The organism is Streptomyces sp. NPDC055243 (assembly GCF_044544025.1).
In the GTDB taxonomy this organism is placed as follows: Bacteria; Actinomycetota; Actinomycetes; order Streptomycetales; family Streptomycetaceae; genus Streptomyces.
In genome coordinates this window covers 82,750-104,982 of sequence record NZ_JBITWR010000004.1, presented here as the reverse complement: position 1 = coordinate 104,982, position 22,233 = coordinate 82,750, and the positions used below count along the sequence as shown (strand labels likewise).

Below are 22,233 nucleotides of genomic sequence, written 5' to 3'. Positions count from 1 at the left end.
GTCGGTGTCATGCAAACCGACTCTTCTCCGGGCGGCGCTTGCTCGGTCCCTCTGCCGGCGCGGGCCCACCTCCCCGCCGGATGGCGCGATGTGCCCGTCCTGGACATCGTGATCCCCGTCTACAACGAGGAGAAGGATCTGGGGCCGTGCGTGCTGCGCCTGCACGACCACCTCGTCCGCACCTTCCCCTATCCCTTCCGGATCACGATCGCGGACAACGCGTCCACGGACCGCACCCCCGAGGTGGCGGCGCGGCTCGCGGCGTCGAGCGAAGAGGTCCGCTACACGCGCCTGGAACAGAAGGGGCGTGGGCGTGCCCTGCGCGCCGTGTGGTCCGCGTCGGACGCCCCCGTCCTCGCCTACATGGACGTGGACCTGTCCACCGACCTCAACGCGCTGCTCCCGCTGGTCGCGCCGCTGATCTCCGGCCACTCGGACCTGGCGATCGGCTCCCGGCTCGCGCGCAGCTCGCGGGTGGTGCGCGGCCCCAAGCGTGAATTCATCTCGCGCGGCTACAACCTCATCCTGCGCAGCTCCCTGCACGCCCGCTTCTCCGACGCCCAGTGCGGGTTCAAGGCGATCAGGGGTGACGTGGCGGGCGTGCTGCTTCCGCTGGTCGAGGACACCGGGTGGTTCTTCGACACCGAGATGCTGGTGCTCGCCGAGCGCGCGGGCCTGCGCATCCACGAGGTGCCGGTCGACTGGGTCGACGACCCGAACTCCACGGTCCACCTGGTCAAGACGGCCACCGACGACCTCAAGGGGGTGTGGCGGGTCGGGCGCGCCCTCGCGGTCGGCGCGCTCCCGCTGGACCGCCTCGCGCGTCCCTTCGGGGACGACCCGCGCGACCGGCAGCTGACCGGAGTGCCGGGCGGTCTGGCCCGCCAGCTGGTCGGCTTCTGCGTGGTCGGCGCGCTCTCCACGCTCTTCTATCTGCTCCTGTACTCAGGCTTCCGTACGTTCTCGGGGTCGCAGGTGGCCAACGCGCTCGCCCTCCTGGTGTCGGCGGTCGCCAACACGGCCGCCAACCGCCGCCTCACCTTCGGGGTGCGCGGCCGCGACCGCGCGATGCGCCACCAGGCGCAGGGCCTGGTGGTCTTCGCCATCGGCCTCGCCCTGACCAGCGGCTCGCTGGCCGCCCTGGACGCGGCGTCGAGCGACGCGTCGCACGGCACGGAACTGGCGGTCCTGATAGCCGCCAACCTCGCGGCGACGGTGCTGCGGTTCCTGCTGCTGCGGGCCTGGGTCTTCCCGGACCGCCGCTCCGACGCGGCGCCGCAGCCCGGCGACGCCCCGTCCTCGTACGAGCTCACCTACGCACACGACCCGAGGAACGCACGATGACGACGACTTCCCATCCGCCCGCGCCGCTGCACGCGGCGCCGGGCGAGCGCGCCCACCGGGGCCCGCGCGCCCTGCCAGCGCGGCTCTGGCGCGGCCGTCCCGACGACCCGCGCTGGGCGCGCCCCGCCTTCCTGGGCCTGCTGCTCGCGACCGCGGTCCTCTACTTCTGGAACCTCAGCGCGTCCGGCTACGCCAACTCCTTCTACTCCGCGGCCGTCCAGGCGGGCAGCCAGAGCTGGAAGGCGATGTTCTTCGGCTCGCTCGACGCGGGCAACGCGATCACCGTCGACAAGCCCCCGGCCGCGCTCTGGCCGATGGCCCTGTCCGTACGCCTCTTCGGGCTCAACTCCTGGGCGGTCCTTGCCCCGCAGGTGCTCATGGGCGTCGCGACGGTCGGTGTCCTGTACGCCGCCGTGCGCCGCCGCTTCAGCCCGGCGGCGGGGCTCATCGCGGGGGCGGTGCTCGCGCTCACGCCGGTCGCCGCGCTGATGTTCCGGTTCAACAACCCGGACGCGGTGCTCGCGCTCCTGATGACCGTCACCGTGTACTGCGTGCTGCGTGCCCTGGAGAAGGGCAGCACCAAGTGGCTGGTGTGGGCGGGCGTCGCGGTCGGCGTCGCCTTCCTGGCCAAGACGCTCCAGGCGTTCCTGATCCTGCCGCCGCTCGCGGTCCTGTACGCGGTGTGCGCACCCGTGCGGCTGCGCAGGCGCTTCGGCCAGCTCGCCCTCTCCGGGCTCGCGATGATCGTGGCCGGCGGCTGGTGGGTGGCGATCGTGGAGCTGTGGCCCGCGTCCTCGCGCCCGTACATCGGAGGATCGCAGAACAACTCCTTCCTGGAGCTGACCTTCGGCTACAACGGCCTCGGCCGCATCAACGGCGAGGAGACCGGCAGCGTCGGAGGCGGCGGTGGCGGTGGCGGTGGCGGCGGTGGCCAGTGGGGCGAGACCGGGCTCGGGCGGATGTTCAACTCCGAGGTCGGCGGCCAGATCTCCTGGCTGATCCCGGCCGCGCTGATCCTGCTCGTCGGCGGCATCGTCCTCACCTGGAAGGCCCGCAGGACCGACACCGTGCGCTCGGCGTTCGTGGCGTGGGGCAGTGCGCTCCTGATGACGGCGGCCGTCTTCAGCTTCATGGCGGGGATCTTCCACCAGTACTACACGATCGCCCTCGCCCCCTACATCGCGGCGCTGATCGGCATGGGCGCCACGGTCCTGTGGGAGGAGCGCGCCAAGTGGTGGGCGGGCGCCCTGCTCGGCGTGAGCGTCGCGGGCACGGCCTGGTGGGGGTACACCCTGCTCGGCCGGACCCCGGACTACGTGCCGTGGCTGCGCTGGGCGGTGCTGGTCGGCGGCCTCGTGGGCGCGGTGGGCCTGCTGGTCGCGGCCCGGATCGGGCGCCAACTCGCCGTCGCGGCAGTGGGGCTGAGCTTCGCGGCGTCCCTGGCGGGCCCGGTCGCGTACACCCTCTCCACCGTGAACAGCGCGCACACCGGGTCGATCGTGACCGCGGGGCCCGCTTCCGCGGGCGGGATGGGCGGCGGCCCTGGCGGTGGCGGTCCCGGCGGGGGCGGCGGTCGTGGCGGGGGCGGCGCGATGCAGCCGCCCGGCCAGAACGGGCAGAACGGCCAGGCGCAGCAGGGTCAGAACGGCCAGCAGGGCGGCAACGCCATGCAGCCCCCGACCGGCGGCCAGAACGGCGGCGGCACGGGCCGTCCTCCGGGCCAGAACGGCAAGCAGGGCACCAACTCCCAGGGCAAGCAGCAGGGCGCCATGCCCGGCGGCGGCACCGCCGAGCGCGGCGGCATGGGCGGAGGCGGCGGCATGGGCGGCCTCCTCGACGGCGCCCAGGTCAGCGCCAAGGCGAAGAAGCTCCTGGCGGCGAATGCCGGGGACTACACCTGGTCGGCGGCGGCCATCGGCTCGCAGAACGCGGCCAGCTACCAACTCGCGACCGGCGACCCGGTGATGGCCATCGGCGGCTTCAACGGCAGCGACCCGTCCCCGACCCTCGCCCAGTTCAAGCAGTACGTCGAGGACGGAAGGATCCACTACTTCATCTCGGGCGGTGGCATGGGAGGCGGCATGGGCGGCGACAGCGGCACCTCCTCCAAGATCACGTCCTGGGTGGAGGACACGTTCGAGAAGGTCACGGTCGGCAGCGCGACCTTCTACGACCTGACCCGGCCGAAGAGCTGACGTAACCCAAAAGCTCACAGCCCGTACGTCTTCGGGTTCGGGGCCGGCCGCAGCCTGCGGTCGGCCCCGTCGTGCTGTCCGCGGGGCAAATGTCCGCGGGGAAACCGTCTTGTACGCCGTACGGGACATGCCTTACGGTGTACGTCGCTGACCACACGTACACCGTATAAGCAGAAGGAGAGGGAGGCATGACGGCAACGACGACCGCCGAGACCCCCAGCACCCCCCAAGGGCACCCCCAGCGCTGGCTGATCCTGGGCGTCATCTGCCTCGCCCAGCTCACCGTCCTGTTGGACAACACCGTCCTGAACGTCGCCATCCCCTCCCTCACCGAGGAACTGGACGCGTCCACGGCCGACATCCAGTGGATGATCAACGCCTACTCGCTCGTCCAGTCCGGCCTCCTGCTCACCGCGGGCAGCGCGTCCGACCGCTACGGCCGCAAGAAGATGCTGACCGCGGGCCTCGCCCTCTTCGGCGTCGGTTCGCTGGTGGCGGGCCTTGCCCAGTCCTCCGCGCAGCTCATCGCGGCGCGCGCCGGCATGGGCATCGGCGGTGCGCTCCTGATCACCACCACGCTCGCCGTGGTCGTGCAGATCTTCGACGACAGCGAGCGGATGAAGGCGATCGGCCTCTGGTCGACCGTCAACTCCCTCGGCTTCGCGCTCGGCCCGCTGATGGGCGGGGTCATGCTCAACCACTTCTGGTGGGGCGCGATCTTCCTGATCAACATCCCCGTGGTGCTCGTCGCGCTCGCCGCGGTGATCAAGCTGGTCCCCGAGTCCAAGAACCCGCAGGGCGACCGCCCCGACCTGCTCGGCGCGCTGCTCTCCACCATCGGCATGGCCTCGGTCGTGTACGCGATCATCTCCGGCCCCGAACACGGCTGGACGTCGACGCAGGTCCTGGTGGCCGCCGCGGTGGGCGTGGCCGTCCTCGGCGTCTTCGTCGTCTGGGAGCTGCGCATCCCGTACCCCATGCTGGACATGCACTTCTTCCGCAACCAGCGCTTCATCGGCGCCGTCGCGGGCGCCATCCTGGTCGCCTTCGGCATGGGCGGTTCGCTGTTCCTGCTGACCCAGCACCTCCAATTCGTCCTCGGATACGAGCCGTTGGAGGCGGGCCTGCGCACGGCGCCGCTCGCGGTCACCGTCGTCGCGCTCAACCTCACCGGCCTGGGCGCACGCCTCCTGAAGAAGACCAGCACCCCCGCGACGATCGCGATCGGCATGACCCTGCTCTCCGCGGGCCTCGCCGCGATCGCCGTGCTCGGCGGCGACAACTACGCGGGGATGCTGACCGGCCTCATCGTGATGGGCGCGGGCATCGCGCTCGCCATGCCCGCCATGGCCAACGCGATCATGAGCGCGATCCCGCCGGAGAAGGCCGGTGTGGGCGCGGGCGTCAACGGCACGCTCGCTGAGTTCGGCAACGGTCTGGGCGTCGCCGTGCTCGGCGCTGTCCTGAACTCACGCTTCGCCTCGCTCGTGACCGTCTCCGCGGTCTCGCTGCCCGCGGCGCTTGCCGCGGCGGGGTCGGACGCCGAACGCACGAGGATCGCCGACGCGTTCTCCTCGGGTCTTCAGACCAGTCAGCTGGTGGGCGCGGTGGCCGTGCTCCTCGGTGGCCTGCTGGCGGCCGCGTTGCTGAAGCGGGCCGAGAGGGCAGACTCTGCGAAGGCGGGCGCGGCCACGGCGTCCGCATAGCATCGACGGGTGGGCGACGGACTGGCCGATTCCGGTCTGCCGTCCGCCTCGCAGGACTCGTAGGACCGGTACCGGTACCGGTACAACAGCTCAGGACCAGGAAGGTGCGCCATGGCGAAGGCAGCCGACCGCGCGAAGCGCCCCGCGCGGACCAGCGTCTGGCTGGAGGGCAAGGCCCCCCGGAACGGCGCGGGCAGCCGCAGGAGTGACCAGCCTTCCGGTCTCGACCGGGACCGCATCACCGAGGCCACGGTCCGCCTCCTGGACGAGGAGGGCCTCGCCAAGTTCTCCATGCGGCGCCTGGCGGCGGACCTGAACGTCACGGCGATGTCCGTGTACTGGTACGTCGACACCAAGGACGACCTCCTCGAACTGGCCCTGGACGCGGCCGCCGGGGAGATGGCCCTGCCCGACCCGGAGTCGATCACGCCCGAGCGGTGGCGCGAGACGCTGCGCGAACTGGCCGAGGAGTACCGGGGGTTGCTGGTCCGGCACGCCTGGGTGTCGCCGCTCGTCGGCAACTTCCTCAACATCGGCCCGAACTGGATCAAATTCGCGCTGACCGTGCAGGAAGTGGTGCGCAAGACCGGCCTGCCCACGGAGAAGCAGGCCGGCGCGATCGCCGCGGTCTTCCAGTTCGTGTACGGATTCGGCACGGTCCAGGGCCACTACATCGCGCGCTGTACGGCGGCGGGGCTCACTCCCGGGGAGTACTTCAAGGAGGCGATGGGCGCGGTCAGCGCGCATCCCGGTCTGGAGGAGACCCTGCACAGCTCCGCCGACATGATGGAGGCGCGGGGCGGGTCCACGGTCGAGGAGATGTGGGAGCTGGACTTCAAGGTGGCGCTGGACCTGCTGGTGGCGGGCATCGAGGCCACGCTGTGACGGGCCCCTGGGCCTTGGGCGCCGACTAGGCCTTCGCTGCGGGGAAACCCCCGGTGGCGACCGGGCCCCACCGCTCCGGGGTGATCCGGATGATGGACTTGCCCTGCTTCACCATCGCCTCGCGGTACTCGTCCCAGTCGGGGTGCTCACCGGAGATGTTCCGGAAGTACTCGACGAGGGGCTCGACCGACTCCGGGGAGTCGATGACCTCGGCCGTGCCGTCGATCTGGACCCAGGGACCGTTCCACTCGTCGCTGAGCACGATGACGCTGACCTTCGCGTTCCGCTTGGCGTTCCGCGTCTTGGCCCGCTCGGGGTAGGTGGACACCACGATCCGTCCGGCGTCGTCGACCCCGCAGGTCAGGGGGGACCCCTGCGGGGCGCCGTCCGCGCGGGCGGTGAGCAGGATCGCCCGATGCCGGGGGCGGACGAAGTCCAGCAACTCCGCGAGGGACACGGTGGTGTTGGTAGCGATGTTCGGAGCCATGCCCCGCACGATACGCCGGGGGCGGCGCGGGGGGCCGTGCCTCTCCCGCCCACCCACCCGTTCACCCTGCATCCGACCCTGGACGAACAGGCCTTTCCCGCCCACCCGCCCGATTGCCCCGCAGCCTTGCCCCGCGACGAACAGGCCTTTCTCGCCCGCCCGTCCGATTGCCCCGCAGTCGGCGACGCGCGTGAGGGGGCGTGCCGGTTTGTCCGCCCGGAGCACGGCTCCTGGCGCTCCGGGGGCAAAGTAGCCCCGCGGCTACCGGACGACAGCGAGGACGGACATACCGGCGCGGCCCCGCCCCACCACGGAGCAGAACCGCTCCCGCCAGCCCCGCCAGCCCCGCTAGACCTGCGGCAACGCTTCCCCCTGGACCGCCTGGATGTCCAGTTCCACCCGCAGCGTCGTGCCGATCGCCGAGATCCCCGCCTGCACCACTTGGTTGTAGTTCATCGCGAAGTCCTCGCGGCGCAGCTCCGCCGTCGCCCGGAACGCCGCACGCGTGCCGCCCCAGGGGTCCGCCCCCGTACCGAGGTAGCTCAGGTCCAGTTCCACCGGGCGTACGACGCCGTGCATCTGCAGATCGCCCTGAACCGTCCAGCGGTCCGGGCCCGCGGGCGTCAGGCCCGTGGACCGGTACGTCAGCTCCGGGTACCGCTCCACGTCCAGGAAGTCCGGCGACTTCAGGTGGCCGTCCCGCATGCCGTTGCCCGTGTCGATGGACGCCGAGCTGATGACCGCCTCGACGCGCGACTTCTCCACGTCCTCGGCGATCTCCACGCGGCCCCCGAACTCCGTGAACCGGCCGTGCACGCTGGTGATCCCCAGGTGCTGGGCGACCGCGCCCACCGTCGAGTGCGCCGGGTCGATGGTCCAGGGGCCGGGCGGCGGCAGCTCCGTGCCGCCCTGCCGGGCCAGGACGATGTTGCCCACCTCGGCACGGCCGCTCGCCGTGACGAGCGCGGTCGAGGCCACGGGCGCGTAGCCGACCGCGGTGACGATCACGGTGTACGGGCCCGGCGGCAGCTCCGTGGCGTCGCGCACGGCACCCTCCGCGTCCGCCGCCGCCCGCAGCACCTGCGTACCGGTCATGTCCGTCAGGGTGACGACGGCGTGCGACACCGCCCACCCGTCACGCGTCCGAATCCGAGCGCTGAGTCCCATCCCGTTCCTTCTCCTTGCCGAGCTCACAAAAGAGTGTGGCCCCCGGTGGCGGTGACACGGCCGTCCCCTGCCGTGTGCGTCACCACCAACTCGGGGGCCCTTTCCCCAACCGGCCCGTGCGCGCGCATCCGCTCGAAGCGCGCGCACGGGCCGGGGTCAATTACTCGCCCGGGTGGGCGAGTTCGATGTCGTGGTCACCGACACCTTCACCGGAGACCGTCAGGCCCGTCGCCACCGGCGGGTAGCCGGTCGCGATGACCGTGTACTCGCCGCTGTCCAGGTCGGTGAAGGCGTACGCGCCGTCCGACCCGGTGGTGGCGGTGGCGACGACGTTGCCCGCCGCGTCCACCAGCGTGACCCGCGCGTCGTTCAGCGGTCCGCCCTTGGCGCGCACGGTGCCCAGCACCTGCGAACCGGCCCTGAGCTCGACCTCGACCCGGGTGACGCCGACCGCGCCCACCTCGACGGGCAGCGCCATCGGGCGGTGTCCCGCGGCGTTCACCGCGATGGTGACCTGTCCGGGCACCAGCTCGGCGAAGGTGAACTCGCCCTGCTCACCGGTGAGCCCGGTGGCCAGGACGTCGCCGCGCACGTCGGTCACGATGACCATCGCGCCGGAGACCGGCAGCTTGCCGTCGGAGGCCCGCACCACACCGCTGAGGCCGCTCGTGCCGCTCAGCAGGATGTCGTAGTTCAGGGCCTCGTCGGAGACGACGATCGTGGAGGCCTGCGGCTGGAAGCCGTCGGCCGACGCGATCAGTACGTACGAACCGGCGCCGGGGGCGTCGACCGCGTAGGACCCGTCGCCCTGCGCGACCGCACGGCCCAGCTGCCGACCCCCGAGGGAGATCAGCGTGACCGCGGCCCGCGGGACCGGGGCGCTCTCCGCGCCGCGGACGAAGCCGTGGACCGGAGTGCCGCCGCCGGTGGTCTGCGGGAGCGCGTCACCGGTGGCCGACGAGGCCACGGCGGCGAGCTTCTGCGTGCCGTCGGGACCCACTTCGGTGTGCGCGCCGACAGCGGCGAGGACCGGCTGCTCGTCGGCGACCGGGGCGGACGCCGCCGGGGTGGCGGGAGCGTCGGCCGGAGCCTGGGACGCCTCAGCGGCCTGGGCGAGCCCACCCGACGTACGCAACGGGACCTCCTTGATGAAGAGCGTGATCAGGAGCGCGATGAGGGCCAGCGGCGCGGCGATCAGGAAGACGTCGGCGATGCCGTGCCCGTAGGCGCTCTCCATGACCGTGCGGAACGGCGCCGGAAGGGCGTCCAGGTCGGGGATGCCACCGCCGCCGGTGCCGCCGTGGCCCATGCCGGCGGCCTTGGGACCGAGGTCCTCCAGACCGTCCTTCACGTAGTGGGTGATGCGCGTCGACATCACGGCGCCGAGCGCCGAGACGCCCATGGCGCCACCGAGGGAACGGAAGAAGGTGACGACCGAGCTCGCGGAGCCGAGGTCCTCGGGAGCGACCTGGTTCTGCGTGGCGAGCACGAGGTTCTGCATCATCATGCCGATGCCCAGACCCATGAGGGCCATGAAGATCGCGATGTGCCAGTACTCGGTGTCGTAGCGGATCGTGCCGAGCAGGCCGAGGCCCGCGGTCAGGAGCACGCCGCCGGAGACCAGCCAGGCCTTCCACTTGCCGGTCTTGGTGATGACCTGGCCGGAGACCGTCGAGGAGACGAACAGACCGGCGATCATCGGGATCGTCATGACGCCGGACATCGTCGGCGACTTGTCGCGCGCCAGCTGGAAGTACTGGCTGAAGAACACGGTGCCCGCGAACATCCCGACACCCACGAAGAGCGAGGCGATGGAGGCGAGGGTGATCGTGCGGTTGCGGAAGAGCCGCAGCGGGATGATCGGCTCGCTCGCCTTGGACTCGACGAGCAGGAAGATCAGGCCGAGGACGATCGAACCGCCGACCATCGCGCCGGTCTGCCAGGACATCCAGTCGTACTTGTCGCCCGCGAAGGTCACCCAGACCAGGAGCAGGGAGACGGCCGCCGAGATGAAGAAGGCGCCGCTCCAGTCGACCTTGACGTCCCGCTTCACGACGGGGAGCTTCAGGGTCTTCTGGAGCACGATCAGGGCGATGATCGCGAAGGGCACGCCGACGTAGAAGCACCAGCGCCAGCCGAGCCAGTCGGTGTCGGTGATGACGCCGCCGAGCAGCGGGCCGCCGACGGTGGCGACGGCGAAGGTGGCACCGAGGTAGCCGGAGTAACGGCCGCGCTCGCGCGGGGCGATCATCGCGGCCATCACGATCTGCGCGAGGGCGGAGAGACCGCCCACGCCGATGCCCTGGACGACGCGGCAGGCGATCAGCATCCCGGCGTTCTGCGAGAGACCGGCGACGACCGAGCCGAGCACGTAGATGATCAGTGCTATCTGGACCAGGGCCTTCTTGCTGAAGAGGTCCGACAGCTTGCCCCACAGGGGCGTGGTCGCCGTCATCGCCAGGAGCGAGGCGGTGACGACCCAGGTGTAGGCGGACTGGCCGCCGCCCAGGTCGCCGATGATTTCAGGCAGGGCGTTGGAGACGATCGTCGACGACAGGATCGCGACGAACATGCCGAGCAGCAGGCCGGAAAGGGCCTCCATGATCTGGCGGTGCGTCATCGGGGCGTTCTCGTCGTGCGACGCTCCGTGCTTGGCGTGGCTGCCCCGCACACCGGATGGTGTGGTTGTTGCCATGGGCTTCCTCTTCGTTACGCGGGTGTACGGGTGGTCTCTTCGAAGGGGAGCCGGGCCGAAGCCGCACGGCAGTCCCCGAAGCTGTCGCGCAGTCGCGCGAGCAGCGTGCTGAGCTGGACGACCTCGTCGTCTGACCAGTCATGCAAGTAGTGGGTGAGCGTCCTGATGGACAGCTCGGACAGCTCATCGACCTTGGTCCTGCCCTCGGGGGTGAGGCGCAGGATGCGGGAGCGCTTGTCGGCGGGGTCGGGATCCCGGTGGATCCACTCCTTCTCGGCGACATGGGCCACGTGGCGACTCGTCACCGACATGTCCACGGCGAGCAGCTCGGCGAGTCTGCTCATCCGCATCTCTCCGTGCCGGTCGAGCAGGATGAGTACGGCGGCGGACCCGCCCGGGCAGTCGTGCGGCAGCCCTCTTCCGAGGCCACGCTTCACGGCACCGATGGCGCTGAGCTGTCGGGCCAGCTCCTCGTAATGACGCTGCGCGGCCACGGCACCTCCTATGTTGTTGCTTAGGGCAACGATAGAGACAGTTGGTTGCCGCAGGCAAACTAAAACTGGACCAACGCCCTAAAGAGTCGGCAAAGGTCTGCCGCCGCGCTCGTAAAGTCGGTGGTCAGCGGGGGTTGGGCCGACCCCCGATGGTTCGCTAGGGTCCTGCGCTATGGCACACAACCCCCAGGGCCCCCAGAACACCCCCGACCCCGCCGGCAGCACGCAGATGTTCCGCGCCTTCGTCGACGAGTCCCCGCAGGGCCGAGCACAGCAGCCGGCGGCGGCGCCCGCGGGCCCGCGCATCGGCCTGATCATCGGCGTCGTACTCGCGATCGTGGTGGTGGCGGGAGTGGCGTGGCTGGCCCTCAAGTAGTTCAAGCAGGGAGAACGCCCCTCTAGGGGCGCGGGGAACTGCGCGCTCGGCCACGGCGGAGCCGCAGGCGGAGAAGAACCCCTACTTCCAGTCGACTACTTCCAGTCGACGGAGACGTCCCGCGTCTCCACATGCATCCCCAGCGGCACCCGCCAGGCCTCGACACACACGGGCCAGGTCTTCTTCACGGTCTCCCCCGCGCCGATGGGCGCGGGCAGCTCCCGCGTGGAGTCGATCGTGGCCCAGTCCACGCCGAGGGCACCGATGATGTGCGTACCGAAGGTGACCGTGCCCGACCGCACCGGCGATCCGCCGGTGTTCTTGAAGGAGACGGTCACTTTCTCGCACCAGCGGTCGTCCGCGGGCTTCCGCTGCGGTTCGCCGACGCTGAGCTTCGCGGGGCCGCTGGGAGGGGCGCTGGAGCCGCCGCCGGGGTTCGAGGGCGTCGTGTCCGGACTGCTGCCCGAACTCCCTTCCGTACGACCGGGCTTGGCGCCGTCGGTCGAGCCGGTGGAGGATTCGCCGCCGTCCGGGGTGCCCGAGGGCCCCGAACCGGACTTGCCGTCAGGGGACTTACCGCCGGAGGCGTCCGGTCCGGGCTCCGATGAGGACCCGGGGCCACCGCCCTCACGCTCGGAGCCCCCCTTGCCGCCAGGCGCCTTCTCGGCCTCGTCCAGCGGCACGAGCTCCACGTCGCCGGTGGGGGCCACGCCGGCGCCAGGCGCCCGCTCAGGCCCCGCGGCAGCCGGACCCGTGGCCACATAGCCGTCGCCGTCCCCGCCGCCGCAAGCCGCGAGGAGACCGCCCAGGCATAGGACAGCCGTGGACGCACCCAGTACGTTCCGCATGCCACGTCGCATCGCGTCAGTGTGTCTGACGGGCCGTCAATTAGGAACCCCGTCAGCAACTTCCGTCCCCCTGCGGCTCGTTCGGCCACAGGGGGAGTGCCCTCAGTCCGCGATGAGCCCTTCCCGCAGCTGCGAGAGCGTGCGCGTGAGCAGGCGCGAGACGTGCATCTGCGAGATGCCGACCTCCTCGCCGATCTGCGACTGCGTCATGTTCGCGAAGAAGCGCAGCATGATGATGCGGCGCTCGCGCGGCGGCAGCTTGGCGAGCAGCGGCTTGAGCGACTCGCGGTACTCGACGCCTTCCAGGGCGCTGTCCTCGTACCCCAGACGGTCCGCGAGGGAGCCCTCGCCGCCGTCGTCCTCCAGGGCGGGCGAGTCGAGCGACGAGGCCGTGTACGCGTTCCCGACGGCCAGGCCGTCGACCACGTCCTCCTCGGACACCCCGAGCGCCTTGGCGAGTTCGGGCACGGTCGGCGAGCGGTCCAGCTTCTGGGCCAGTTCGTCGCTCGTCTTCGTCAGCGCGAGCCGCAGTTCCTGAAGGCGGCGCGGCACGCGCACCGACCAACTCGTGTCGCGGAAGAAGCGCTTGATCTCACCGACGACCGTCGGCATCGCGAACGTCGGGAATTCCACGCCCCGTTCGCAGTCGAATCGGTCGATCGCCTTGATCAGGCCGATCGTGCCGACCTGGACGATGTCCTCCATCGGTTCGTTGCGGCTGCGGAAACGTGCCGCCGCGTACCGGACGAGAGGGAGGTTGAGCTCGATCAGCGTGTCCCTTACGTAGACACGCTCCGGGCTGTCCTTGTCGAGTGCGGCGAGCCGCAGGAACAGGGAGCGGGACAGGGTGCGGGTGTCGATGGCTCCGGAAGCCCCGGAAACCACCGGGCTCGGAAGCGCGGCGGGCGCTGATTCGCTCTTCGTGAGCGTGAGCACCTTCGAGCTGCCCTGGTCTGCGGACATGCCACCCCCTTGAGGTCGCGGACGGTCACGGCGGACGCTCCCGTCGGAGGAACGCAGCCTCCACCTGAATACCGGACGTGGGGCTGCGGCAAACGCGGTTCCAGCAGAATGTCACATGTCGGCAACACGCTGTAGTTACATGTCGACAAAGAAGGGTGACATCGATGCAGGAAAGAGGGGGTCTGGGGCATTTCTGCTCACGAGAACGTCGGGAACCCTCGTGAGAGCAGTCCACTCGTTACGGTTACGCCTCGATCCGATTTGCGGATCGAAGTCGCGCGAAGCTTCTGGCCAGCAGTCTTGACACATGCATCTGAGAAACGCCCAATTCGGCGCTGATCTGTGATTGCGTCAGATTGCTGTAGTAGCGCAGCAGCAGGATGCGTTGTTCGCGCTCGGGCAGTTGGACGAGGAGATGGCGGACGAGGTCGCGGTGCTCGACGCCGTCGAGTGCGGGGTCCTCGTAGCCGAGCCGGTCGAGCAGACCGGGGAGCCCGTCGCCCTCCTGGGCCGCCTCCAACGACGTTGCGTGGTACGAACGTCCGGCCTCGATGCAGGCCAGGACCTCCTCCTCGGTGATCCGGAGGCGCTCGGCGATCTCCGCGGTCGTGGGCGAGCGCCCGAACGCCGTGGTGAGGTCCTCGGTCGCCCCGGTCACCTGCACCCACAGCTCGTGAAGACGGCGCGGCACATGGACCGTTCGTACGTTGTCGCGGAAGTACCGCTTGATCTCGCCGACCACGGTGGGCATCGCGAAGGTCGGGAACTGCACGCCGCGCTCGGGGTCGAAGCGGTCGATCGCGTTGATCAGACCGATCGTGCCGACCTGGACGACGTCCTCCATCGGCTCGTTGCGGCTGCGGAAGCGGGCGGCGGCGTACCGCACCAGCGGCAGATTGGCCTCGATGAGCGCGCCGCGGACGCGGCCGTGCTCGGGGCTGCCCGGTTCGAGCTCCTTGAGCTCGCCGAAGAGGACCTGCGTCAGGGCCCGGGTGTCGGCTCCCCTGCTGCTGGGGGCCCTCTCGCTGATGGGGGCGCCCTGCGCGCCCTGCTGCACGCCCTGTGGGCCCGGCGCGCTCGATGTGCTCGGTGAGCTCGGTGCGCTCTGCGTGGTGGGGCTGCTGCTCGCTTGCGGGGTCACGGGTGGTGCTTCGGGCGCAGTACTGGCCGGCACGGTCAACGCCACCCCTTCTCGGTCAAGCCCAGTCAAGTCCTGTCGAGCTCAGTCAAGATCAGCCGACCCTGGTCAACTCATCCGTCAAAAGCGGTCATAGCATCACAAGACATGTGCACTGTGTGCAAGCACCCGATAACTACGTGTTGAGGGGCAAGTTGAGCCGTAAAGACGCAGAAAAGCCCCTCACCGTTCCGGTGAGGGGCCGCTTCGCGCGGGGCCGCTGAGCCGCTCGGCTCAGAACTCGTAGTCCGCGATCACCCACGTGGCGAACTCACGCCACAGCGCGACACCGGCCTGGTGCGCGGGGTGCTCGATGTACCGCTTCAGCGCATCGGTGTCCTCGACCGCCGAGTTGATGGCGAAGTCGTACGCGATGGGCCGGTCGGTGATGTTCCAGTCGCACTCCCAGAACGAGAGCTCCGGGATCTGGTCGCCGAGCGCGCGGAAGGCCTTGACGCCCTCGACGACGCGCGGCTCGTCGCGCTCCACACCGTCGTTGAGCTTGAAGAGGACCAGATGGCGGATCATGCGCACTCCTGGGAAGGGCGGGGAGAGGAGGGGGGACGGCGGAACGAACCGCTCAGTCCTTGCCTCCGTTGGCGACCCACGTCATGAAGTCGCCGATGCTCTGAGCGGCGTCCGAAACCGCCTCGAAGCCTATCTGCACATAGTCCGCGGCCTTGGCGGGGTCAGTGATGATCACGTAGAGCATGAAGACGACGACCGCGAAGAGCCCGATTTTCTTCCACTGCACCGCCACGCTCCCGGCCTCCCCTTACCTGCTGCGCCTGTGACCCCTGTGACGGGCGTGAGTCTAACCCGGCACGTCCTCACGGGGCCTTTAAGGACCAACGGCCTGGCAGCAGGGGCCCTTTGCCGGGCCGTTCCCCGCGGCGCGGGACGCAGGATTGGTGTGTGCCCCGGCGGATCTGGCAGGAATCCGCAGGGCACGGGACTGGCCCCACTGCGGGGTCGCGCGCCGTCTGCTTCCCCCGAACGACGGCGCCGGCCAAGGGTTCCGGTCCTCATCGGGGGAAGCGGCTTGTCCCCCCGATGCCGCTTCCCCCGGCCTGTGCGGGAGAGAGCCCCGGTGCCGTGAAGGCGCCGGGGCTCTCGTGCGTCCGCCGGTCCCGGGAAGTGCGTACGCCGGTCCCGGGAACGACGAAGGCCCCGTCCTCGCGGACGGGGCCTTCGTATCAAGAGCGGTAGCGGTGGGATTTGAACCCACGGTGAGTTTCCCCACACTCGCTTTCGAGGCGAGCTCCTTCGGCCGCTCGGACACGCTACCGAGAGGAACTCTAGCCCAAAGTGCCCCGTGGTCAGAAATCCGTTTGGCCGAAGCCGCCCGGCAGCGCCCCGGCAGCCGCTCAGCGCCCGCGGAAGAAGCGGGTGAGCAGGGCCGCGGCCTCCTGCGCGAGGACGCCCTCGATCACCTCGGGTCGGTGGTTGAGCCTTCTGTCGCGTACGACGTCCCAGACGGAGCCCGCGGCGCCCGCCTTCTCGTCACGCGCTCCGTAGACGACCCGGTCGACCCGGGACTGGACGAGGGCGCCCGCGCACATCGTGCAGGGCTCCAGGGTCACCACCAGCGTGCAGCCGGCCAGGCGCCACTCGCCGAGCGCGGCGGCGGCCCGGCGGACGGCGAGCACCTCCGCGTGCGCGGTCGGGTCGCCGGTCGCCTCGCGTTCGTTGTGGCCCGCCGCGAGGACCGTCGTGCCGTCCGGGGACAGCACGACGGCGCCGACGGGCACATCGCCGCCCTGGACGGCTAGTTCGGCCTGGGCCAGGGCGAGCCGCATGGGGGCCCGCCAGCGGTCGCGTACGGGATCGGCTTCTCGGTCGGGTTCGGGTGGGGTGATGGGGGTGTTCCGGTCGGTCACACCGGGAACCTAGCGGACGGTCTCCAGCACCTCCGCCGCCCCGAGGATCTCGGCGATGTCGCTGAGCGCGTCACCGGGCTCCAGACCGAGCAGATCCTTCTCGGGCACGCCGAGATCGGTCAGGAGCTCCGAGTCGCCCAGCGGCCCCGCGGGCACCGCGTCGCCCGCGGTCTCCCCCGGTTCGTCGTCGGCGGCGGAATCGGGGGCGGCCCCGGACTCGGCGGGTTCGCCGTCCTCCGTGCCGTCCAGGTCCAGGGCGTCCAGGTCGACACCCGGGTCTTCGGTGCCCGGCTCACGGCCGAGCATCTCGTCGGTGAGCAGGATCTCGCCGTACGAACTCCGGGCGGCCGCGGCCGCGTCCGAGACGTAGATACGAGGGTCCTCCTCCCCGTCGACGCGGACGACGCCGAACCAGGCGTCCTCCTGTTCGATGAAGACGAGGACGGTGTCGTCCTCAGCGCTGCCGGCCGTGGCCTCGCGGGCCAGGTCGGTCAGATCCGACAGGGTCTCCACATCGTCGAGCTCCGTGTCGCTCGCTTCCCACCCGTCTTCGGTGCGCGCGAGCAGTGCGGCGAAGTACACCGTGACTCTCCCACTGGTCATAGACAGTGCCGGTTGACGGTTTGGGTGTCCCCCCGGCGAGTTCGGGGAGCGGGGGAGTTGCTGTTCCAAGCCCCGCCCACTCGGAATCGTGGCAGAAACCACGGCCCGAGGAGAGGTCTTCCGCCCGCTGTGTTCCGCGTCGCGTTTCCCGGACGCCTTCCCGATGCCTGTGTGAGAGGTGCCCGCTACCAGCGGAACGTGCGCATACGCATCTGCTGACGCATCCGTGCCGCCCGGGCGCGGCGCGGCTTCACGCGGTCGCGGAGCTCGATGGCCTCGGCCCGCTCGTGGAGGAACTGGGCGCGTCGGCGCCGGCGCTCGGCTTCGGTCTCGCGGTCCGGCTCTCGGCCGCCCGGCTCTCTGTCCGGCATGGGCATCACCACCCCAGGTCGTACGTCCACTTTCCCCCGTACGGCGGGTTTGATGCCAGCGCGCAGGGTTCCGGGTGGTCCGGGGCGTGAAAGGCACCGGTCGTCGCGGGGGAGCCCGGGTGGTCCGGGCGCGGTTACTGTTGACGGCATGCGGATCCACGTCGTCGACCACCCGCTGGTGGCGCACAAACTCACCACGCTGCGCGACAAGCGCACCGACTCCCCTACCTTCCGGCGCCTCGCCGACGAGCTGGTCACCCTGCTCGCGTACGAGGCCACCCGGGACGTGCGCACCGAGCAGGTCGACATCGAGACCCCGGTCACCCCGACCACGGGCGTCAAGCTGTCCTACCCGCGGCCCCTGGTCGTACCGATCCTGCGCGCCGGGCTCGGCATGCTGGACGGCATGGTGCGGCTCCTGCCGACCGCCGAGGTGGGCTTCCTCGGGATGATCCGCGACGAGGAGACGCTCCAGGCGTCGACGTACGCGACGCGCATGCCGGAGGACCTCTCCGGGCGCCAGGTGTACGTCCTGGACCCGATGCTGGCCACCGGCGGCACGCTCGTCGCGGCCATCCAGGAACTGATCAAGCGCGGCGCGGACGACGTCACCGCCGTGGTGCTCCTGGCCGCGCCCGAGGGCGTCGAGGTCATGGAGCGCGAGCTCGCGGGCACGCCGGTGACGGTCGTGACGGCCTCGGTCGACGAGCGGCTCAACGAGAGCGGCTACATCGTGCCGGGTCTGGGCGACGCGGGGGACCGGATGTACGGCACCGCGGAGTAGCGCTCAGCGATCGTCGGGCGCAGCGCTCAGCAGTCTTTCTTGCCGCTGGACGTCGAGGGCGCCGGCTTGGGTTTGGCGAGTACCGCCAGAGCCTTGTCGGCGTCCTCTTTCTTTGCCAGATCCTTGAACTTCGAGCCCAGGATGAGGTCCACCTCGCCGCCCTTGCGGGCGTCCGTCCGGCTCTCGGCGCCCGCGAGCTGCGTGCCGAGCACCGGTACCGCGGTGTCCGTGGCGGACTTGGCGCCGAGCAGTATCCCGGTGCCCTTGACCTTCTTGTCGTACGCCTTCGGGGCGTTGTCGACCTTGCCGACGGTGAAGCCGCGCTTCTTGAGCTCGGCCGCGACGTCCTTGGCGAGGCCGCCGCGGGGCGTCGCGTTGAAGACGTTCACCTTGATCTGCCCCGGCTTGGGCAGCGCCTTGGGGGCGGGCGGTTTTGCGGAGGGCCCCGGCTTGGCCGCGCAGTCGCTGCGCGAGCCCGCGGCCGTGGCCTTGCTGCCGCCCGTGAAGACGTCGATGAGCTGCAGGGTTCCCCAGCCGATCAGGCCGACCGCGACGACGGACGCGACCACCGCGAGCACGATCCTGCGGCGGCCACGGGTTCGGCGCATACGCGGATATTTGGCCCCCGTGATGCGGTACTTGCCGCCCATGCCGGGGGGAGTGAGCATGCTCATGGGCGCAGCGTAGTGCGACGACGCCGTGATGCCTACTAAATGATCATTGACTCGGGCTCAGTCCAACCCGAAAGGGCCAATGAGGGAGTGGGCGCCCGGTGCCGTGGCGGGCCGCTGCCGGGGCGGGCCGCTGCCGGCAGCCGCGTTCTGCCGCCGTCAGCCCAGTTCGAGGACGCGGGCGTGCAGCACCTGGCGCTGCTGGAGCGCGGCGCGGACCGCGCGGTGCAGCCCGTCTTCCAGGTAGAGGTCGCCCTGCCACTTCACCACGTGCGCGAAAAGGTCGCCGTAGAACGTCGAGTCCTCCGCGAGGAGCGTCTCTAGGTCCAGCTGGCCCTTGGTCGTCACGAGCTGATCGAGGCGGACCGGGCGCGGCGCGACGTCCGCCCACTGCCGGGTGCTTTCCCGGCCGTGGTCGGGGTACGGCCGGCCGTTTCCGATGCGCTTGAAGATCACACGGAAAGCCTACCGGGCAAGGCTCTCCGGGCGCAGCCATGGCGACGGAGTGCGACTCTGGGAAATGACGCCGGAAATCGGGGCAAAACGGGAACACTCAAGCCGGGAACAGGGGCAGAAGTGAGCGAGAGCCAGCCGATGCCGTCCACGACGGAAGGCGCGAACCCCTCTAACGAGTCTTCGCCGGTCGCGGGGGTGACGAGCGGAGGGGCGGGTTCCGGGGAGGCCGTCTCTGGTGAGGTCGGCAGCGGGGGCGGTGCGTTGCCTCAAAGAGCGATGGAGATCGTCGCCGGGTACGCCTTCGCCGGGCCCGCGCTGGATCTCGGGGCGCTCCTGTGGGACGGGCGGTGTCTGCCCGACGCCCAGATCCGCATTCCGCTGGCCATGCTCAACCGGCACGGGCTCGTCGCGGGCGCGACCGGCACCGGAAAGACGAAGACCCTCCAGCTCGTCGCCGAGCAGCTGGCCGCGCAGGGCGTGCCGGTGTTCCTCGCGGACATCAAGGGGGACGTCTCCGGGATCTCGGTGCCGGGGGAGAGCGGCGAGAAGGTCGCCGAGCGGGCGCGGGAGGTCGGGCAGACGTGGGAGGCGCGGGGCTTCCCCAGCGAGTTCTACGCACTGGGCGGCATCGGGACCGGGATTCCCGTGCGGGCCACGATCACGAGCTTCGGCCCGGTGCTGCTCTCGAAGGTGCTGCAGCTGAACCAGACCCAGGAGCAGTCGCTCGGCCTGATCTTCCATTACGCCGACCAAAAAGGGCTGGAACTGGTCGATCTGAAGGATCTGCGGGCCGTGGTGACGTTCCTGACGTCGGACGAGGGAAAGTCCGAGCTGAAGGGGATCGGCGGTCTCTCCACGGTCACCGCGGGCGTCATCCTGCGGGCCCTTACCGCCTTCGAGGCGCAGGGCATGGGGGACTTCTTCGGGGAGCCGGAGTTCGACACGAGCGAGTTCATGCGGGCGGCGCCGGACGGGCGGGGGCTCGTGTCGGTGCTCGAACTGCCCGCCGTGCAGGACAAGCCACAGCTCTTCTCGACGTTCCTGATGTGGCTGCTGGCGGATCTCTACAACGACCTGCCCGAGGTGGGCGACCTGGAGAAGCCGAAGCTGGTCTTCTTCTTCGACGAGGCGCATCTGCTCTTCAACGGGGCGTCGAAGGCGTTCCTGGAGGCGATCACCCAGACCGTGCGGCTGATCCGCTCGAAGGGGGTCGGCGTCTTCTTCGTGACGCAGACGCCCAAGGACGTACCCGGCGATGTCCTGGCCCAGCTGGGCAACCGGGTCCAGCACGCGTTGCGCGCCTTCACGCCGGACGACCAGAAAGCGCTGAAGGCGACGGTCCGGACGTTCCCCAACTCGGCGTACGACCTCGAGGAGACGCTGACCGCGATCGGCACCGGCGAGGCGGTGATCACCGTACTGAGCGAGAAGGGCGCGCCCACGCCGGTGGCGGTGACGCGGTTGCGGGCGCCGGAGTCGTTGATGGGGCCGGTGGAGGCGGGGGCGCTGGAGGGGACGGTGAAGGGGTCGTTGCTGTACGGGCGGTATGCGGAGGCGGTGGATCGGGAGTCGGCTTACGAGAAGTTGGCTGCGCGGCGGGTGGAGGTGGAGGCGGCTGCCGCTGAGGTGGAGAAGCCGGCGGCGAAGGGTCCTGGTTCTGGTTCCGTGGTGGACCAGGTGGTGGGGAGCGGGATCTTCAAGTCGCTTGCGCGGTCGCTGGGGACGCAGATCGGGCGGGAGATCTCGCGGTCGGTGTTCGGGACGGCTCGGCGCAGACGCTGAGGCCGGCGGCTGCGTAGCGTCTGCGTCTGCGCCGGCGGGGTCAGCGGTCGTTCGGCTCGGGACGCTCTTCCTGCTGGCCGTCTTCGTCGGTCTGGGCCTGGGCCTGAGGCGGGTTGGGGGCGGGGGGCGCGTTGCGTACGGCTTCGGCGCGGAGGAGGGCGTGCAGGGCCGCGTACGGGTCGATGGGCATGGGTGTCTGTCCTGTCCTCGGTTCGCTGGTGGTGGTGGGGGCCGCCGGGTGGGCGGGCCTGTCAGCAGCGGAGGACGACGGAGCGTGGGGCGGGGCGGTGGTTGCGGGCGCGGGTGGGGAGGGGGTGGGGGCGGCTTCGGTGGGGGTTGCGGGGACTGCGGGGGCGCGCGGCGGGGGCGGGGCGTCTGGTGGTGACGCGGAGTGCGCTGTCGGCGGTGTCCTGGTGGGCCTCGCCGGTGGGCTCGGTGGAGACGGCCGCGGGTGGGGCGGGGGCGGCTTCGGTGGGGGACGCGGGGGCCAGGACGGTGCCGAGGAGGGCGAGGAGGACGAGGGCAGCGCGGAGCCACGCGGGGCGGGGTGGCGCGGCGCGGCTCATGAGGGGTGATGTCCCCCGGCGGGGCCCGCTTGCTGTTACCTGACGCCGAGATCCGCCCTCTTGGGCTACGGCGGACGCGGGGGCGGGCGCGGGGGCGGCTCTGCGGTGAGGGTCCGCCTCGGGTGCGGGGCCGTGCCGGTATGTCCGTCCTCGCTATCGTCCGGTGGCCGCTTGGGTGCTGCGGCGCCGGAGTGCTGGGAGCTGTGCTCCGGGCGGACATACCGGCGCGTCCTCTTGCGTCGCGCTGCCGCCTGCGGGTCGTGGGGGCGTGCTGCGGTCCCGGTCCGGCTGGTGGGTGCGGGGCCGTGCCGGTATGTCCGTCCTCGCTATCGTCCGGTGGCCGCTTGGGTGCTTCGGGTCCGGAGTGTTGGGTGCCGTGCTCCGGGCGGACATACCGGCCCGTCCCCTTGTGTCGCGCTGCCGCCTGCGGGTCGTGGGGGCGTGCTGCGGTCCCGGTCCGGCTGGGGGGTCGGTGCCGTGCCGGTATGTCCGTCCTCGCTATCGTCCGGTGGCCGCTTGGGTGCTGCGGCGCCGGAGTGTTGGGAGCTGTGCTCCGGGCGGACATACCGGCACGTCCCCTTGCGTGGGCGGCCGGCTGCGGGGCGTGGGGCGTGCTGCGGGGTCGGTCTGTTGGTGGGTGCGGGGCCGTGCCGGTATGTGCGTCCTCGTTATCGTCCGGTGGCCGTGGGGGTGCTGCGGCGCCGGAGTGTTGGGAGCTGTGCTCCGGGCGGACATACCGGCACGTCCCCTTGCGTGGGCGGCCGGCTGCGGGGCGTGGGGCGT

At 70.7% G+C, this 22,233-nt stretch carries 23 protein-coding genes and 1 tRNA gene; 7 read left to right on the top strand and 17 right to left on the bottom strand.

Annotated elements, in window-relative coordinates; genetic code table 11:
- The first annotated feature begins 9 nt into the window (after nt 1-9).
- The 4 genes from ACIGXX_RS13315 (at nt 10) to ACIGXX_RS13300 (ending at nt 6,130) form a co-directional block, all read left to right on the top strand.
- Nucleotides 10-1,344 carry a glycosyltransferase gene (locus ACIGXX_RS13315; protein ID WP_399975365.1) on the top strand — a complete coding sequence of 445 codons (1,335 nt, stop codon included), beginning with the start codon at nt 10-12 and terminating at the stop codon, nt 1,342-1,344.
- The gene (locus tag ACIGXX_RS13310; RefSeq protein ID WP_399975362.1) at nt 1,341-3,539 is read left to right on the top strand and encodes an ArnT family glycosyltransferase; all 2,199 of its coding nucleotides are present in this window, start codon (nt 1,341-1,343) and stop codon (nt 3,537-3,539) included. Before ACIGXX_RS13315 ends, ACIGXX_RS13310 begins: the two co-directional genes overlap by 4 nt.
- Nucleotides 3,540-3,727: 188 nt before the next feature.
- Complete coding sequence (locus ACIGXX_RS13305; RefSeq protein WP_351167417.1) at nt 3,728-5,245, top strand: MFS transporter; 1,518 nt, start codon at nt 3,728-3,730, stop codon at nt 5,243-5,245.
- Nucleotides 5,246-5,356: 111 nt separating this feature from the next.
- The gene (locus ACIGXX_RS13300; RefSeq protein WP_399975359.1) at nt 5,357-6,130 is read left to right on the top strand and encodes a TetR/AcrR family transcriptional regulator; all 774 of its coding nucleotides are present in this window, start codon (nt 5,357-5,359) and stop codon (nt 6,128-6,130) included.
- A 25-nt stretch (nt 6,131-6,155) separates the two neighbouring features.
- Here the strand turns inward: ACIGXX_RS13300 and ACIGXX_RS13295 are convergent, their stop codons facing one another.
- From ACIGXX_RS13295 to ACIGXX_RS13280, 4 genes are all read right to left on the bottom strand, one after another.
- The gene (locus tag ACIGXX_RS13295) at nt 6,156-6,617 is read right to left on the bottom strand and encodes a PPOX class F420-dependent oxidoreductase (protein ID WP_351167421.1); all 462 of its coding nucleotides are present in this window, start codon (nt 6,615-6,617) and stop codon (nt 6,156-6,158) included.
- 348 nt (nt 6,618-6,965) lie between these two features.
- Nucleotides 6,966-7,784, bottom strand: a complete 819-nt coding sequence (locus tag ACIGXX_RS13290) for a YceI family protein (RefSeq protein ID WP_351167423.1) — start codon at nt 7,782-7,784, stop codon at nt 6,966-6,968.
- 160 nt (nt 7,785-7,944) lie between these two features.
- Nucleotides 7,945-10,479 (bottom strand): MFS transporter, encoded by a 2,535-nt coding sequence (locus tag ACIGXX_RS13285; RefSeq protein WP_399975355.1) that lies wholly within the window; start codon nt 10,477-10,479, stop codon nt 7,945-7,947.
- A gap of 14 nt (nt 10,480-10,493) precedes the next feature.
- Nucleotides 10,494-10,973: a MarR family transcriptional regulator gene (locus ACIGXX_RS13280; protein WP_351167428.1), complete on the bottom strand. Its 480-nt coding sequence runs from the start codon at nt 10,971-10,973 to the stop codon at nt 10,494-10,496.
- A gap of 172 nt (nt 10,974-11,145) precedes the next feature.
- Here ACIGXX_RS13280 and ACIGXX_RS13275 point away from each other — a divergent pair, with 172 nt between their 5' ends.
- On the top strand, nt 11,146-11,349 hold the full coding sequence (locus ACIGXX_RS13275; RefSeq protein ID WP_249589006.1) for a hypothetical protein: 204 nt from the start codon (nt 11,146-11,148) through the stop codon (nt 11,347-11,349).
- A gap of 95 nt (nt 11,350-11,444) precedes the next feature.
- Here the strand turns inward: ACIGXX_RS13275 and ACIGXX_RS13270 are convergent, their stop codons facing one another.
- The 9 genes from ACIGXX_RS13270 to ACIGXX_RS13230 all read right to left on the bottom strand — a co-directional run bounded on the left by ACIGXX_RS13270 (nt 11,445) and on the right by ACIGXX_RS13230 (nt 17,191).
- A complete protein-coding gene (locus ACIGXX_RS13270) occupies nt 11,445-12,209 on the bottom strand; it encodes a hypothetical protein (protein ID WP_399975351.1) in 765 nt (254 codons plus the stop codon).
- Nucleotides 12,210-12,299: 90 nt separating this feature from the next.
- The gene (locus ACIGXX_RS13265) at nt 12,300-13,160 is read right to left on the bottom strand and encodes an RNA polymerase sigma factor SigF (protein ID WP_351167432.1); all 861 of its coding nucleotides are present in this window, start codon (nt 13,158-13,160) and stop codon (nt 12,300-12,302) included.
- Between the two features lie 244 nt (nt 13,161-13,404).
- On the bottom strand, nt 13,405-14,334 hold the full coding sequence (locus tag ACIGXX_RS13260) for an RNA polymerase sigma factor SigF (RefSeq protein WP_351167434.1): 930 nt from the start codon (nt 14,332-14,334) through the stop codon (nt 13,405-13,407).
- Between the two features lie 237 nt (nt 14,335-14,571).
- Nucleotides 14,572-14,865 carry a Dabb family protein gene (locus tag ACIGXX_RS13255; RefSeq protein WP_351167436.1) on the bottom strand — a complete coding sequence of 98 codons (294 nt, stop codon included), beginning with the start codon at nt 14,863-14,865 and terminating at the stop codon, nt 14,572-14,574.
- A gap of 52 nt (nt 14,866-14,917) precedes the next feature.
- A complete protein-coding gene (locus tag ACIGXX_RS13250) occupies nt 14,918-15,097 on the bottom strand; it encodes a hypothetical protein (RefSeq protein ID WP_351167438.1) in 180 nt (59 codons plus the stop codon).
- Between the two features lie 443 nt (nt 15,098-15,540).
- A tRNA-Ser gene (locus ACIGXX_RS13245) sits at nt 15,541-15,625 on the bottom strand.
- A 79-nt stretch (nt 15,626-15,704) separates the two neighbouring features.
- Nucleotides 15,705-16,136 (bottom strand): tRNA adenosine(34) deaminase TadA, encoded by a 432-nt coding sequence (gene tadA / locus ACIGXX_RS13240; RefSeq protein ID WP_361469839.1) that lies wholly within the window; start codon nt 16,134-16,136, stop codon nt 15,705-15,707.
- A gap of 90 nt (nt 16,137-16,226) precedes the next feature.
- Nucleotides 16,227-16,799, bottom strand: coding sequence for a hypothetical protein (locus tag ACIGXX_RS13235; protein WP_351167583.1), 573 nt, complete (start codon nt 16,797-16,799; stop codon nt 16,227-16,229).
- A gap of 206 nt (nt 16,800-17,005) precedes the next feature.
- Entirely contained in the window at nt 17,006-17,191 is a 186-nt protein-coding gene (locus tag ACIGXX_RS13230) for a hypothetical protein (protein WP_160505980.1), read from the bottom strand.
- A 148-nt stretch (nt 17,192-17,339) separates the two neighbouring features.
- Here ACIGXX_RS13230 and upp point away from each other — a divergent pair, with 148 nt between their 5' ends.
- A complete protein-coding gene (upp, locus tag ACIGXX_RS13225; RefSeq protein ID WP_351167440.1) occupies nt 17,340-17,975 on the top strand; it encodes a uracil phosphoribosyltransferase in 636 nt (211 codons plus the stop codon).
- 26 nt (nt 17,976-18,001) lie between these two features.
- On the opposite strand, the gene ACIGXX_RS13220 is transcribed toward upp, so the two are convergent.
- Complete coding sequence (locus ACIGXX_RS13220; protein WP_361469611.1) at nt 18,002-18,649, bottom strand: LytR C-terminal domain-containing protein; 648 nt, start codon at nt 18,647-18,649, stop codon at nt 18,002-18,004.
- 156 nt (nt 18,650-18,805) lie between these two features.
- Nucleotides 18,806-19,102 carry a type II toxin-antitoxin system VapB family antitoxin gene (locus tag ACIGXX_RS13215; protein ID WP_003955420.1) on the bottom strand — a complete coding sequence of 99 codons (297 nt, stop codon included), beginning with the start codon at nt 19,100-19,102 and terminating at the stop codon, nt 18,806-18,808.
- Nucleotides 19,103-19,378: 276 nt separating this feature from the next.
- On the opposite strand from ACIGXX_RS13215, the gene ACIGXX_RS13210 reads away from it, so the two are divergent.
- Nucleotides 19,379-20,884 (top strand): helicase HerA-like domain-containing protein, encoded by a 1,506-nt coding sequence (locus tag ACIGXX_RS13210; RefSeq protein WP_399975343.1) that lies wholly within the window; start codon nt 19,379-19,381, stop codon nt 20,882-20,884.
- A gap of 40 nt (nt 20,885-20,924) precedes the next feature.
- Here the strand turns inward: ACIGXX_RS13210 and ACIGXX_RS13205 are convergent, their stop codons facing one another.
- Together ACIGXX_RS13205 and ACIGXX_RS13200 are read right to left on the bottom strand one after the other, a co-directional pair.
- A complete protein-coding gene (locus ACIGXX_RS13205; protein ID WP_351167446.1) occupies nt 20,925-21,074 on the bottom strand; it encodes a hypothetical protein in 150 nt (49 codons plus the stop codon).
- 61 nt (nt 21,075-21,135) lie between these two features.
- Nucleotides 21,136-21,450 carry a hypothetical protein gene (locus ACIGXX_RS13200; protein WP_399975339.1) on the bottom strand — a complete coding sequence of 105 codons (315 nt, stop codon included), beginning with the start codon at nt 21,448-21,450 and terminating at the stop codon, nt 21,136-21,138.
- Nucleotides 21,451-22,233: the final 783 nt, after the last annotated feature.